Genomic DNA, 12,856 nt, shown 5'->3' on the forward strand with positions numbered 1-12,856 from the left:
AAAGGTTCAGAAATGATGTGGTGCCGGTGATGGGCAGGGGCCCAGACGAACGCTGAAGAGGTGGTGCTAAACCGTGGGGTCGGCGACGGGGAACGAGCCCAGGCCAGTCCTCCCCAGACGAGCGGCCCGGGCATAGATGCCCGGACCGACCTGATTCGTTTCCCTCTTCCCGCCAGGGCTGTACCGCCCGCTGCCGACCCGCGTTACTCAGTGCGTGTGGCCGCCCGTGTCCGGCTTCGCCTCCGCCCACGGGTCCAGCACGCACTTCACGCAGTGGTCGTGCTTGTGTTTGAAGATGTCGTAGCCGTGCGGCGCCTCATCCAGACTGAGCCGGTGCGTCACCACCACAGTCGGGTCAATGTCACCCTTCATGATGTGCTCCAGCAGCTTCGGGACGTAGCGGTGCACGTGCGTCTGGCCGGTGCGCATCGTCAGGCCTTTATTCATGAACGCGCCCAGCGGGATCTTGTCCCCGAGGCCGCCGTACACCCCGGCGACGCTCACGGTGCCGCCCTTCCGCACCGACATGATGGCGGCGCGCAGGGCATGAGGCCGGTCACTCTCCGCCATCCGGGTCGTCTGCTTCAGCGCGTCGTAGAGGCCGCCCGGCCCGGTGCCGTGCGCCTCCATCCCCACCGCGTCGATGCAGGAGTCCGGGCCGCGCCCGCCGGTGCGGAGCTTCAGCGACGCCAGCACCTCCTCCTGCTCGTAGTTCAGCGGCTGGGCTCCCAGCTTGGCCGCCATGTCCAGCCGGTCCGGGAAGCGGTCGATGGCAATCACCTCACCGGCCCCCAGCAGGAACGCGCTCATGATGGCGAACAGCCCCACCGGCCCACAGCCGTAGACCGCCACCGTATCGCCCGGCTGAATATCGCAGTTCACGGCCGCCATGTAGCCGGTCGGCAGGATGTCGGTCAGGAACAGGAGCTGCTCGTCGGGCACGCCTTCGGGCATCTTGAACAGGTTGGCGTCGGCGTAGAGCGTGCGGGCAAACTGGGCCTGCCCACCCGCGTAGCCGCCGGTGAGATGGGAGTAGCCGTAGATGCCGCTGGGCGCGTACCCGAACATCGTTTCGGCCAGTTTGGCATTGTCGTTGCTGTTGTCGCACAGCGAGGTCAGGCCCTGCTGGCAGAACCAGCACTTGCCGCAGGCGATCGGGAACGGCACGATCACCCGGTCGCCCACCTTGATGTCGCGGACGCCCTTGCCGACCTCCATCACCTCACCCATGAACTCGTGGCCCAGGATATCGCCCGGCACCATGCTGGGGACGTACCCGTCCAGCAGGTGCAGGTCCGAGCCGCAGATGGCGGTGCTGGTGATGCGCACGATCGCGTCGGTCGGCTGCAGAATGGTCGGGTCCGGCACCGTCTCGATGCCCACGCGGTTGATGCCCTGCCACACGAGTGCCTTCATCCGGTCCTCCGGTTGTCGTACATCTGAGCGAGGCCGCGACCAAGCGGCGTCTTGCGGCCACTGGACTGCCCCTCGTTGGTGGGCACCATGCCCGTTTCGAGCAGCTGCTTGAGCCGCCGCAGGTCCTGGCTGATCTGCTGATGCGGCTCCTCACCGAACAGCCGGGCGAAGGCCGCCCCCAGCGCGCCGGCCGGCGGGCGGTAGGTCAGGCGTACCCGCACCTCGGTCCCCCGGTTCCCGGGCGCGGCACGGAACTGGACGCTTCCTTCGTTGGGCACGCTGCTGCCTTCGACGCTGCGCCACGCCAGCCGCTGGTTCGGCACGTCCTCCGTGATCTCGGCGTCCCACTCGGCCCGGGTGCCAGCCGGTCCCTTCGCCACCCAGTGCGACTGCCCCTCTCCCTTGACCTCCACCTGCTCCAGGTGGGTCATGAACTGCGGCAGGGTGTCGAGCTTGCGCCAGAAGCTGTACACCTGCTCGACCGGCAGGGAGAGGGTGATGGCCTGTTCCACCTCGATGCCGTCCTTCGGCTGGCGGTCCTTCCGGGCCGCCAGGTTCTCCGGCAGCGGCGCGCTGGACCCCCGCAGCGCCAGATACGCCCCGACCCCCGCCGCTGTGGCGATGAGCAGGCCGGGCGCGACGCGGTTGAAGGTGGACGGAGGCGTTTCCTGCCGGACCAGTTTCCTGACCGTGCCGCGCACGCCCGTCTCCTCCGGAGCGGCGCTGAGCTGCAGGGCACACCAGAGATCCGCCACTGCTGTCAAGGTGACCATGCCCAGCGCCACGGCAGCCCCGCCGCGGTGCGGATTGTCCGCCTTCAGGCGGGGGAGCAACGTGCCGATGTCAAGCAGGTCACCTGCGACCCGTGACCACACGCCCGCCACCGGATGTGGCCGCGCAAAGATCAGGGCGCCACTGACCAGTTCGCGGGCGCCATACAGCTGGATCTGCGCCGTGCGGTCGAGCATGCCGAGACGGCGGGCGAGTGCGGCGCCGAGAAAGATCTCGGCGCTGCCAAGGGCCACGCTGTATCCGCCGAGCAGCCTTGCGGTGCGTTCTGCACTATTCATGGGGTCTGACCTCCCTGGTGGTGGCTGCCGGTGAACGCAGACGGCCCAGCTTCGAGCCCGTGGCCCGTCTGGTTCGCGTTGAGCGAAGACAGAGGAGGCCGGAACTCAACAACGGGGTTCCGGTTCATATGCAAACCTGGTGTATTGCTTGCTGTGGAGCCCGCTCAGGGCTGCTGTTATTGATACTCTTCTGATGTTTGGCTTGATGAGAGCAGGGCGAAGTCCCAGAAGCCATTGCTTGAGCGAACCCGCATATGACCGCCGATGACGAAAGAGCGGGGAGGCTTTAGGTCCCAGACCCATGAACCAGATTCATCAGGCCTGAGCCGGCCTTTCAGACCATGCTCGTGCCGCTCACTCGCGCCTCCGGACCCCTTGAAAGACAGACTGAACCATCGACAGCCCCGATTGCCTGAGAAGCCCGCACTCCGGGACTGCCCCCTGAGCGCAGTCCGTGGCACCCTGGAGGCCCGGACCACTGCTGCTCATCCGGCAAATTGCGTCCCCGGACCGGCTCCCTGGAACCCCTCCCGACAGCAGGCCCTGGAAAAGGAGGCCTGTTCCGCCGATGCTGAGCCCCATGTTGCCCCGAAGACTGCTTCAACTGCTGCTCGGCCTCACGCTGTACGGTGTGTCGCTGGCCCTGATGCTGCGTGCCAACCTCGGCCTCGACCCGTGGGACGTGTTTCACCAGGGGCTGGCCCGTCACCTGGGTTGGAGCATCGGGACGGTCGTCAATGTGATGGGTGCGGTGGTGCTGCTGCTCTGGTGGCCGATCCGTCAGCGGCCCGGACTGGGCACCGTGCTCAATGTCCTCGTCGTCGGCTCGGTGGTGGATGTGACGCTGTCGCTTCTCCCTCCGGCCTCGTCCCTGACCGAACGGATCATTCTGCTGCCGTGCGGTGTCCTTCTGAACGCTGTGGCCACTGCTGCCTACATCGGCGCGCGGCTGGGCCCGGGGCCCCGTGACGGCCTGATGACCGGCCTGGTCCGCCGCACCGGACGGCCGGTCCGGGTGGTGCGGACTGCCATCGAGCTCAGCGTGCTGGCAGCTGGGTGGCTGCTGGGCGGCTCGGTCGGCGTGGGCACGGTCGCGTACGCCCTGCTGATCGGCCCGCTGGTTCAGCCGCTGCTTCCGCTGTTTGCGGTGCCGGAAACGTCGCCCATCCCACAGGAAGCCTGAAGGCGGACTGCGAGGGCCCTAGAACGCCGCTTTCCCTACAGCAGACGTCAGGCGGTGCATTAAGCACCGCCTGACGTCTGAGCTGCCCTTACAGGCTGGCTTTGAGGGTGCTGGCGACCTTGAAGGCCACCTTCCTGCCGGCTGGGATGGTGATGCGCTCGCTGGTGCCGGGCCGCACGCCCTGCCGCTCCGCGGTCGTTTTGACGCTCAGGGTCCCCAGGCCCGGCAGGCCCACGGTCTTGCCGCTGCTCAGGGCGTCCACGATTACCTGCAGGGCGGCACTGACGGCCGCGTCGCTCTGCTGACGGGTCAGCCCGGTGGCCTCGGTGACCTGCTCGACCAGCAGGGCCTTTCCGAGCTTGCCGGCGTCTCCGACTTCTGCCGCCGGTGCGGGGGCGGTGGACTTGGGGACGGTGTCGTTCTTGCGTCTGGTCATGCCTGCAGTGTGCTCGTCTGCCTGCCATCGTGCAACTGGCCACCCGCTCAGATCCATCATCGAGTGTTGGTGCAGTCGCGTGACGCCGGTTTCAGCCCAGGCGGCTAGCATGACGGTTTGCAGCGGTCCACTTACGCCTGGGCACCGCCCAAAACGACTCTCAGCTCACCCAGCAGGCTCCCGATCAGCAGTGTCCAGTCCTGCGGGCCAGCGCCACCAATCCAGCGCTCAAAAGCTACCCGGAACACCACCACGCCGACCTCCGCTGTCAGATCGGCCGTCAGGTCCGGCGTGCCGCGCTGACGCAAGGCCGCCGCGATGCCGGACGCGAGGGTGGCGAGTTTGCTCAACTCGCGCGCCTGCAATTCCGGGTTCGCCGTGATGACCGTCTGTCGCAGCCGGGCCCGCTCGACGTCGCCCTGGAACACGTCGCCGGCCGCCTCCAGGCCGGCGGCCACCGCCTCGATGGGCGCGGCCGAAGCGGGCGCAGCCAGGACAGTGTTTACTACCAGCGCCTGCAGGCGACCGGCACCCCTGAACAGCACCTCCCGCTTGTCGGTGTAGTGCCGGAAGAAGGTCCGTTCCGTCAGCCCGGCCCGCTCCGCGATCTCGGCCACGGTCGTCTGCTCGAAGCCCTGCTGGAGATACAGCTCCATGGCCGCCCGCTCCAGCCGGCCGCGCGTGTCTGGCCCCCACCGACCCATGTCCCGATTCTACCTGATGACAGCCGCTGTCATCAGGTGTATGCTGCTGATGTCAGTGACTGTCATCGTGCGCCGGCGACCTGCTGACAGGGCCGGCCAACCTCTGGAGGATCAACCATGCGTGTATTTGTGACCGGTGCATCAGGCTTTATCGGCTCGGCAGTGATTCCTGAGCTCATCGGGGCGGGCCATCAGGTCGTGGGGCTGGCCCGCTCGGATGCGGCGGCGGTGGCACTTGTTGCCGCCGGTGCCCAGGTGCAGCCCGGCTCCCTGGAAGACCTGGCGAGTCTGCACGCCGGCGCCGCTTCGGCCGACGGCGTCATCCACCTCGCCTACATCCACGACTTCTCGCAGATGGAGGCGGCGGCGCAGGCCGACCGGAGCGCCATCGAGGCGCTCGGGGCCGCCCTGGCCGGTTCGGACCGGCCGCTGGTGATCGCCTCCGGACTGGTGGGGCTGGCCCCCGGCCGGGTCGCCACCGAACAGGACCGCCCCGCGGCCGCCGGTCACCCGCGCATGGCGGCGGCCGAGGCGACGCTGGGCCTGGCATCGCAGGGCGTGCGTTCGTCGGTCGTGCGGCTCTCGCCGACGGTCCACGGCCAGGGGGATCAGGGCTTCATCTCCGTGCTGATCAAGATTGCCCGCCAGAAGGGCGTCTCCGGATACGTGGGTGACGGGACCAACCGCTGGCCGGCGGTGCACCGGCTCGATGCGGCGCGCCTGTTCCGCCTCGCGCTGGAACAGGCACCGGCGGGTTCGGTGCTGCACGGCGCAGCGGAGGAAGGCGTCCCGATCCGAACCGTCGCCGAGGTGGTCGGACGGCATCTGGATGTTCCAGTGCGCGCCATTGCGCCGGAGGAGGCCGCCGCGCACTTCGGCTGGCTGGGCGCCTTTCTGGCGGCGGATGCTCCAGCCTCGAACGCCCTGACCCGCGCCCTGCTCCACTGGCAGCCGGACCAGCCCGGGCTCATTGACGACCTCGACCAGGGACACTACTTCGCCTGAAGCGGCTGGGCGCCGGCTTCGGCCGCACCTGCCACACGCTACACTGGCGCGGCATGTTGCGCCCCTCCCCACTCCGCAGGATCGTTTCGCTGATGACCTGCGCCCTGCTGACCAGTGGGGCCGCCCAGGTGCGGTTCGCCGAGCACCCCGGCTCGACCCGTCTGGTGTTTGACGTGCCGCAGGCCACCGGGGCGGCCGGTCACGTCACGTCCCTGGGCCTGAGCATCGAGCTGAGCGGCGCCCGTCCGGTGCCGGAACGCCGGCGGCTGCAGACGGCGGCGGGCACCGTGACGGTAGACGTGGCGGGCACGACGATTCAGGTGCAGGCACCGGGCCATCCGCTCCAGCTGCTGACCCTGCCGGCGGGTGACGGTAAGCCCTTCCGGGTGGTGGTGGACGTCCTCGCCACGTCCCCAGTCAAGGCGTCCGGTCCCGCGCTGATTCCGCAGCCGGTGGCGGCGGCGTGCCCGGGCGTCCCGGACACCTCGGCCGTCCCGTCGTTGCCGCTGAAGCTGCCCGTCGGGGTGACCGGCAACGTCAGCTTCATGGCCGCCGTGATTGATCCGGTGAGCTTAAAGCCGCTGCGGGTGGCGATGCTCAACCCGGACGCGGTCCATCCGATGGCCAGCACCTTCAAACAGCTGGTTCTGTGGTCGGTGCTGCGCGACGTGGATGCCGGGCGGTTGAGCCTCAGCCAGACCTTTACCGTCACTCCGCAGAACCGCTCGCTGGAGAGTTATGTGCCCGGCACGCGGACCGTGTTGCAGCTGGCCACGGCCAGCATCAGCCGTTCGGAGAACACGGCGGCCGACATCCTGATGCGCGCCACCACGCCGGACCGGGTCCAGGACCTGGTGAACAGCGTGGGCACCTGCGCCACCAGCGTGCTGATGCCTACCAAGGCGTACTGGTCGGTGCAGACGGGTCTGCTGCCAAAGCTGTTCGGTCCAGCTCACCTGCTCGCCGCGACCGCGCCCCTGATGACCGCCGACGAGCCGACCCGCCGGGCGCTGGCCCGCCGGGCGGTGCTGGCGTCGCTGCAGGTGGATGTTGGGCGCCTCAACGCGGCGCTCGACCACTTCGACCAGGGCGGCTATGATCCGAGAATCGTCTGGCAGGTGGAGAACCGCACCACCCCGCGCGAGATGGTGGATCTGATCAGCCACGCGTACCTTCGCAATGGCCTGAGTGCCGCGCAGAACCGGCTGTACTGGGACCTGATGAAGGATGGGTGCTGCCGACCGGACAGCAAGGCCGGCTACCGCTACTGGGGCGCGAAATCCGGCGTGGACTGGGGCCTGCTGAACCTGACGGGTCTGGTGCAGACCCCGGACGGGCAGTACGTGGCCTACGCCTACATGAATCACCAGAGCCGCACCCACGATGTGCAGGCGCTCCAGGCTCAGAAGCCGCTGGTGACCGCCTGGATTGCGAGTGTGTTCAAGCGGCTGACCCGTGCAGATGAACGTCCATAAGCTCCAGCCAGCCACATAAGTTCAGCCCACAGGGGGGCGCAGCTGTGCCTGGAGTTCATGTCTTCAGTGCGTGAGCCCAGGAGGCGCAGCCGTGGACCGCTAGGAAGCCGACCCACCGGGATCGGGACACCGCCTTACCTTCTTATCCTGCTTTACAGCGCCGAATACGAAATTCGGTAGATCAGGCCGTTGCTGTCGTCGGTCAGCAGCAGCGCGCCATCCGCGGTCATCTGAAGGTCCGCCGGTCGTCCGGAAGTGGTCACGCCGTTCAGGAACCCGGTGATGAAGTCCGCGGTCTCGCCGGTCTGGGGATCCACCGTGATGACCTTGTACCCCGACGGCGGAAAGCGGTTCCAGGACCCGTGCAGAGCCACAAACATCTTGTTCCGGTACGCTGCGGGGAACGCCTGACCGGTGTAGAAGGCCAGCCCGAGCGGTGCGGAGTGGGCCGTGGTGGTCGCGATGGCGGGCTGTGCCGCAGTGCAGGCGCCCGGATCTCCCTTGCCGAAATCCTTGTCCCAGGTCTGCGGGGCCGCCCTGGCCACCGGATAGCAATAGGGCCAGCCGTAGTTCTTGCCGTCCTGAAGCGTGTAGAACGACTCGGGCGGCGTGTTGTTTCCCGCCAGGTCCCGGCCGTTGACAGTGGCGTAGAAGGTATCGCCGAACCATTCCAGGCCCACGGCGTTTCTCAGCCCAGTGGCAAACGGCCGGCCGTTCTTGCCATCCGCGTTGTAGACCCATACCGAGGCACGTTTCGGGTCCGTTTCCTCGCAGACGTTGCAGTCGCTGCCTGCAGCCACGTACATGTGGTCATCCGGGCCAAATACCACCGTCCGCGACGAGTGCAGGCCGCCGCCCGGCAGGTCCACGACCTGCTCGGGCGCCGCGCTGGCCTTGACGTCGCCGCTGGCATAGGGAAACCGGACAATCCCGTCCGTGTTGGCCACGTACAGAGAGCCGCCGTGAAACGCCAGGCTGTTCGGCTTGTTGAGGCCAGTGGCGTACACCTGCTGACTGTCCAGCTGACCGTCATTGTTCCGGTCCAGCAGGGCGATCACCTCGCCTGTCTCCGCGTCGGCCACGAAGGTGTCTCCGTTCGGGGCCGTCGCCATCAGGCGCGGTTTCTTGAACCCGCCAGCGTAGAGGGTGGCGTGGAACCCGGCGGGGAGGGTCAGGCCCAGGTCGGGGGCCGCCGTTTGCGGACCGGTGACGACGGCGCAGGCGCTGAGCGCACCGAGCAGGCCGAGCAACAGTCCGCTGAGCCGCTTCCTTCGGTTTGAGGTCATGATTCCAGAAGAGGGCTGCAGCATGAGTTCTCTGAGCCAGCCGCGTAAAGATCCGGCCAGATGTGCACCCAGGCTGGTAGCCCGGGCCACGGTTGCACATGCCGGAGGCAGATCCGCTGGCTCGCCGCCGCTTCCGGTTCGTCAGTGTGCGCGGCGGGGCCGGAGATGCATGGCGCCCACTATCAGCAACCCGACCACCAACCCGACCAGCGCCGAGCCCAGCGTCTCGACGAGCCAGTGGACCAGCCCGGACAGCGCAGGCACGGCATGGGCCGCCGACTCGGCGGCCTCATCAAGCGTGTGCATCGGCCCGCCCACCCCCACCTTCTCCAGACCGTCGAGCAGGATATGGCCGCCGACCCACAGCATCGCGGCGGTGCCGATCACCGACAGCCCGGCCAGCACGGCGGGCATGCCGCGAACCAGCGCTCGCCCGAACGCCTGCATCCCGCTTGACCGGCCCCTGGCCAGGCGCAGGCCCAGGTCGTCCACCTTCACGATCAGGCCGACCACACCGTACACCAGCACGGTAATCAGGACGGCCACCACCACCAGGCTCAGCGCCCGCGAAAGGAACGGCTGATCCGTGACGGACGACAGGGAGATGGCCATGATCTCTGCGGAAAGAATCAGGTCGGTGCGGATGGCGCCCGCCACCATCTGATCCTCGTGCGCCTGGCCGGTCCCGGTGGCCGCTTCCGGACCGTGCGCCGAGGCGTGGCCCCCAACTGCCTCATAGACCTTCTCGGCGCCCTCGTAGCACAGGTACGCGCCGCCCACCATCAGGATCGGGGTGATCGCCCAGGGAAGGAACTGACTGAGCAGCAGGGCGACCGGCAGGATAAAAACGATCTTGTTGCGCAGCGAACCCCGCGCAATCCGCCAGATGATCGGCAGTTCGCGGTCCGGCGTGAAGCCCGTGACATACCGGGGCGTGACGGCGGTGTCGTCCACGACAATGCCCAGCGCCTTGACACTCGCCTTGCCGGCGGCGGCCCCAATGTCGTCAACGGAAGCGGCAGCGAGTTTGGCGATGGCGGCCACATCATCCAGCAACGCCACCAGACCCCCGCTCATCGCCCGGCTCCGGGCCAGTGCGGACGGCAGGGAAAGAAGCTCAAGCCGGAAGTGTGCGAGGGGTCCATGTGGCGGCCAGCTTATCAGGCGGCTGAGGTCATGCTGGGGTGTCGGCGGTGGCTATGAAGGGCCAGCGGGTCCGGTGACTGCCTGGGCCAGGACCGCTCCGCCGGATGACGCTCTGGCTTCCCGTCAGCCGCCGCGCGGTCAGTCGGCAGCCTGCAAGGCCTGGGGAATGAAGGCACCGTGCTGGGCGAGCAGGGCATCGACCAGTGCCCAGATCTGGTCCAGGTCCAGCTCGGCGCTGGTGTGCGGGTCCAGCATCGCCGCATGGTAGATGTGCTCGCGCTTGCCCGTCACCAGCGCCTCCACCGTCAGCGCCTGCACGTTGATGTTCGTCTGCATCAGGCCAGCGAGCTGCGGGGGAAGGCGGCCGATGCGGGTCGGCTGCACCCCCTGGCGGTCCACCAGGCACGGCACCTCCACGCAGCACTCGTCCGGCAGGTTGCTGATGAGTTTGCCGCTGCCCACCGTTGGGCTGTTCATCACGTTGCCGTACACCACCCGCGGCTGGCCGGTGACCATGCTGTGAATGATCAGCGAGCCGTACTCCACTGAGCGTTTCACCTCCAGCGGCTCGTCGGGGTTCTGGAGTTTCACCCGCAGCTCCTCCCACCCGCCGATCTGCGCCACGCAGCGGCGCGGATACTCGTCGAGCGGCACGCCAAAGCGCTCGATCAGGTCTTCACGCCCACGCTTGATGAAGTACGGAACGTACTCGCTGAAGTGCTCGCTGCTCTCGGTCACGAAATACCCGAGCCGGCGCAGCATTTCGTAGCGCACCCGGTTGGTGGCCGGCACTTGCCCGGACTCGGCGAGGTCCATCAGGCGCGGGTAGAGACTCTGCCCCTGATGCTCGAACTTGAGGTAGAAGGCCATGTGGTTGATGCCGGCGCACAGGTAGTCGATCTCCGAGGCGGGGAGGCCCAGGTCGCGCGCGAGTTCTTCGGCGGTGTGCTGCACGCTGTGGCACAACCCCACCGTGCGGATGGCGCTCTGGCGGCTCAGGCCCCAGATGTTCATGGCCATCGGATTGACGTAATTCAGGTGCAGTGTGTCCGGGCAGAGGCGTTCCATGTCGCGGCTCATGTCCACGAGGACGGGAATGGTGCGCAGGCCGCGCATGATGCCGCCGATGCCGAGCGTATCGGCGATGGTCTGGCGCAGACCGAACTGCTTGGGCACCTCGAAGTCGGTGACGGTGGCCGGCTGGTAGCCGCCGACCTGGATCATGTTGATCACGAAGTCCGCGCCGTCCAGGGCGCGGTCGCGGTCGGTGGTGGCGGTGACGGTGGGGGTGGCCTGGGCCGCCTTGGCGACCCGGTGGGCGACCTGTTCGGTGACGTCGAGGCGTTCCTGATTGATGTCAAAGAGGCGGATGTCGGCGTGGGCGAGTTCGGGGAAGCTGAGGATGTCGCCGAGCAGGTTCTTGGCGAACACCGTGCTGCCCGCGCCGATCATCGCGATGCTGGGGCTGGTCATGCGGAACCTCCTGAACTGCGGATGGGCCTGAAAGACGCCGGCTATCATCGGACAGTATGTCCCCTTCTCAGCTGCCTGCGAGGTCCGCCGTGTGGACCCAGGTCGTGCGGCCAGCCCACCTTGCGCTCACCTTCCTGACCACCTTTCCGCTCCCCCACCTGAACGACCTCCAGGACGGTGAATTCGCGCGGGCCAGTGGCTTCTACCCGCTGGCGGGCTGGGCCATCGGCGGCCTGAGCGCGCTCCTGCTGTGGGCGCCGCTGCCGGTCGCGCCCGGGGTCCACGCGGCCCTGGTGCTGGCGGCTGGGCTGGCCGCCACCGGCCTGCTGCACTTTGACGGTCTGGTCGACACGGCCGACGCGGTGTTCGCGATGGCCTCGCCCGAGCGGCGGCTGGAGATCCTGCGCGACGTGCACATCGGCGCCTTCGGGCTGGCCACCGGCGGACTGATCCTCCTGACGTGGTGGAGCCTGCTGGGGGCCGCCCGCCCGGCGGACCTGCTGCTCGCGGCGGTGCTCGCCCGGACCGTGGTGCTGGTGCCCATGAACGTGTTCCCGGCGGCCCGCACCGTCTCCATCGGCGCACGCTCCCGCGAGGGCCGCTGGGGCACGGCGCTGCTGGTCGCGGCCCCCGTCCTGCTGCTCCCGGGTCTGCAGCTGATGACCAGTGGCGCGTTCCTCGCCGCGCTGATCAGCGCGTTGCTGGCGGCGCTGCTGGTCGCCCGCTTCTGTGCGGGCCGGCTGGGCGGCGGCATCAACGGCGACGTGTACGGCAGCTGCATCATCGCGGCGGAACTGGCGGTCCTGCTGGCGCTGCAATGGGGCCGCTGACCCGGACGCGCCATGCTTGACCTGTACCTGATCCGGCACGGACAGACGCTGGCCAACCGTCAGCGCCGTTACCCCGCCGAAGACGAGGACCCGCCGCTCAGCCCGGACGGTCGCCGTCAGGCGCAGGCGCTGGTGTTGCCGGAAGGACGCGTGTACAGTTCGCCGGCCCGCCGGGCACGCGAGACGGCTGAACAGGCCGGACGGTTCCCGGTGCAGGTCAGCCCGGCGCTGGCCGAGGCGCACTTCGGGGTGATGGCGGGCCACACCTGGGCCGAACTGGAGGCCCGGTACGGCGCGACGCCGGCCGGCTGGGTCACGGCCCTCAGCGACCCGGCCGCGCCGGATGGGCCACCGGAGGGGGAGAGCGGCGAGGCCTTTCATGCCCGGATAGACGAGTGGCTGCAGACCCTGCCGCTCTCCGGAACGGTGCTGGCGTTCACGCACCTTGGCCCGGTGCTGGCGGCGCTGCGGCTGACCGTCGGGCTGCGGGCCGCCGAGCTCCCGACCTGCGGCGTGGTGCATCTGCGGCGGTCGGAGCAGGCGTGGTGGCTGGTCCGTCTCGGCCCGGGGCCGGGGTGAGGGTGTGCTAGCCTCCGGGGGCCTGAAGCCCGCCCAACCGCAGCAGGTCCGCACGGGGAAGCCCGGTGAGCGTCCGGCGCTGTTCCGCAGCCGGATGTGCCTTGCCGGTCTGGAGGCATCTGTTTGAATGCCCCTCAGGTCAGCACGCCCGCTCTGGGCGTTCGTCTCCCGTTACCTAAGGGATTCGGGAAGTTGGACTGTCCGTCACCGACAGGGCCGCCCTGGCCCGCGCCCGGGCGGTTTTCGTGCGCCT

General features: G+C 68.4%; 12 protein-coding genes. 5 read left to right on the forward strand and 7 right to left on the reverse strand.

Going from position 1 to position 12,856, the window contains the following annotated elements:
* Window positions 1-207 precede the first annotated feature (207 nt).
* On the reverse strand, window positions 208-1,416 hold the full coding sequence (locus ABOD76_RS21240) for a zinc-dependent alcohol dehydrogenase (protein WP_350245359.1): 1,209 nt from the start codon (window positions 1,414-1,416) through the stop codon (window positions 208-210).
* Window positions 1,413-2,486: an SRPBCC family protein gene (locus ABOD76_RS21245; RefSeq protein WP_350245360.1), complete on the reverse strand. Its 1,074-nt coding sequence runs from the start codon at window positions 2,484-2,486 to the stop codon at window positions 1,413-1,415. The genes ABOD76_RS21240 and ABOD76_RS21245 overlap by 4 nt, the downstream gene beginning before the upstream one ends.
* Before the next feature lie 580 nt (window positions 2,487-3,066).
* On the opposite strand from ABOD76_RS21245, the gene ABOD76_RS21250 reads away from it, so the two are divergent.
* Window positions 3,067-3,669: a YczE/YyaS/YitT family protein gene (locus ABOD76_RS21250; protein ID WP_350245361.1), complete on the forward strand. Its 603-nt coding sequence runs from the start codon at window positions 3,067-3,069 to the stop codon at window positions 3,667-3,669.
* A gap of 88 nt (window positions 3,670-3,757) precedes the next feature.
* Here the strand turns inward: ABOD76_RS21250 and ABOD76_RS21255 are convergent, their stop codons facing one another.
* Together ABOD76_RS21255 and ABOD76_RS21260 are read right to left on the reverse strand one after the other, a co-directional pair.
* Entirely contained in the window at window positions 3,758-4,105 is a 348-nt protein-coding gene (locus ABOD76_RS21255) for an HU family DNA-binding protein (protein ID WP_350245362.1), read from the reverse strand.
* A 131-nt stretch (window positions 4,106-4,236) separates the two neighbouring features.
* Window positions 4,237-4,809 (reverse strand): TetR/AcrR family transcriptional regulator, encoded by a 573-nt coding sequence (locus ABOD76_RS21260; protein ID WP_350245363.1) that lies wholly within the window; start codon window positions 4,807-4,809, stop codon window positions 4,237-4,239.
* Window positions 4,810-4,926: 117 nt separating this feature from the next.
* On the opposite strand from ABOD76_RS21260, the gene ABOD76_RS21265 reads away from it, so the two are divergent.
* The gene (locus ABOD76_RS21265) at window positions 4,927-5,814 is read left to right on the forward strand and encodes an SDR family oxidoreductase (RefSeq protein WP_350245364.1); all 888 of its coding nucleotides are present in this window, start codon (window positions 4,927-4,929) and stop codon (window positions 5,812-5,814) included.
* A gap of 53 nt (window positions 5,815-5,867) precedes the next feature.
* A complete protein-coding gene (locus tag ABOD76_RS21270) occupies window positions 5,868-7,289 on the forward strand; it encodes a serine hydrolase (RefSeq protein ID WP_350245365.1) in 1,422 nt (473 codons plus the stop codon).
* Window positions 7,290-7,441: 152 nt separating this feature from the next.
* On the opposite strand, the gene ABOD76_RS21275 is transcribed toward ABOD76_RS21270, so the two are convergent.
* The 3 genes from ABOD76_RS21275 to ABOD76_RS21285 form a co-directional block, all read right to left on the reverse strand.
* Window positions 7,442-8,575 (reverse strand): PQQ-dependent sugar dehydrogenase, encoded by a 1,134-nt coding sequence (locus tag ABOD76_RS21275; RefSeq protein ID WP_350245366.1) that lies wholly within the window; start codon window positions 8,573-8,575, stop codon window positions 7,442-7,444.
* A 141-nt stretch (window positions 8,576-8,716) separates the two neighbouring features.
* Window positions 8,717-9,652, reverse strand: coding sequence for a DUF808 domain-containing protein (locus ABOD76_RS21280; protein ID WP_350245367.1), 936 nt, complete (start codon window positions 9,650-9,652; stop codon window positions 8,717-8,719).
* Between the two features lie 207 nt (window positions 9,653-9,859).
* The gene (locus tag ABOD76_RS21285; RefSeq protein ID WP_350245368.1) at window positions 9,860-11,194 is read right to left on the reverse strand and encodes an alpha-glucosidase/alpha-galactosidase; all 1,335 of its coding nucleotides are present in this window, start codon (window positions 11,192-11,194) and stop codon (window positions 9,860-9,862) included.
* A 56-nt stretch (window positions 11,195-11,250) separates the two neighbouring features.
* Here ABOD76_RS21285 and ABOD76_RS21290 point away from each other — a divergent pair, with 56 nt between their 5' ends.
* Together ABOD76_RS21290 and ABOD76_RS21295 are read left to right on the forward strand one after the other, a co-directional pair.
* Entirely contained in the window at window positions 11,251-12,024 is a 774-nt protein-coding gene (locus ABOD76_RS21290; RefSeq protein WP_350245369.1) for an adenosylcobinamide-GDP ribazoletransferase, read from the forward strand.
* 12 nt (window positions 12,025-12,036) lie between these two features.
* Window positions 12,037-12,603 carry a histidine phosphatase family protein gene (locus ABOD76_RS21295; protein WP_350245370.1) on the forward strand — a complete coding sequence of 189 codons (567 nt, stop codon included), beginning with the start codon at window positions 12,037-12,039 and terminating at the stop codon, window positions 12,601-12,603.
* The last annotated feature ends 253 nt before the right edge of the window (window positions 12,604-12,856 follow it).

It is taken from the genome of Deinococcus sonorensis KR-87 (assembly GCF_040256395.1).
GTDB lineage: Bacteria > Deinococcota > Deinococci > Deinococcales > Deinococcaceae > Deinococcus > Deinococcus sonorensis.

Bases quoted from the DNA above. Each gene is read 5' to 3' on its own strand.
- ABOD76_RS21255 (WP_350245362.1), bottom strand. From the start codon at position 4,105: ATGACCAGACGCAAGAACGACACCGTCCCCAAGTCCACCGCCCCCGCA.
- ABOD76_RS21280 (WP_350245367.1), bottom strand. From the start codon at position 9,652: ATGAGCGGGGGTCTGGTGGCGTTGCTGGATGATGTGGCCGCCATCGCC.
- ABOD76_RS21285 (WP_350245368.1), bottom strand. From the start codon at position 11,194: ATGACCAGCCCCAGCATCGCGATGATCGGCGCGGGCAGCACGGTGTTC.
- ABOD76_RS21290 (WP_350245369.1), top strand. From the start codon at position 11,251: ATGTCCCCTTCTCAGCTGCCTGCGAGGTCCGCCGTGTGGACCCAGGTC.
- ABOD76_RS21295 (WP_350245370.1), top strand. From the start codon at position 12,037: ATGCTTGACCTGTACCTGATCCGGCACGGACAGACGCTGGCCAACCGT.
- ABOD76_RS21260 (WP_350245363.1), bottom strand. From the start codon at position 4,809: ATGGGTCGGTGGGGGCCAGACACGCGCGGCCGGCTGGAGCGGGCGGCC.
- ABOD76_RS21240 (WP_350245359.1), bottom strand. From the start codon at position 1,416: ATGAAGGCACTCGTGTGGCAGGGCATCAACCGCGTGGGCATCGAGACG.
- ABOD76_RS21265 (WP_350245364.1), top strand. From the start codon at position 4,927: ATGCGTGTATTTGTGACCGGTGCATCAGGCTTTATCGGCTCGGCAGTG.
- ABOD76_RS21245 (WP_350245360.1), bottom strand. From the start codon at position 2,486: ATGAATAGTGCAGAACGCACCGCAAGGCTGCTCGGCGGATACAGCGTG.
- ABOD76_RS21250 (WP_350245361.1), top strand. From the start codon at position 3,067: ATGTTGCCCCGAAGACTGCTTCAACTGCTGCTCGGCCTCACGCTGTAC.
- ABOD76_RS21270 (WP_350245365.1), top strand. From the start codon at position 5,868: ATGTTGCGCCCCTCCCCACTCCGCAGGATCGTTTCGCTGATGACCTGC.
- ABOD76_RS21275 (WP_350245366.1), bottom strand. From the start codon at position 8,575: ATGACCTCAAACCGAAGGAAGCGGCTCAGCGGACTGTTGCTCGGCCTG.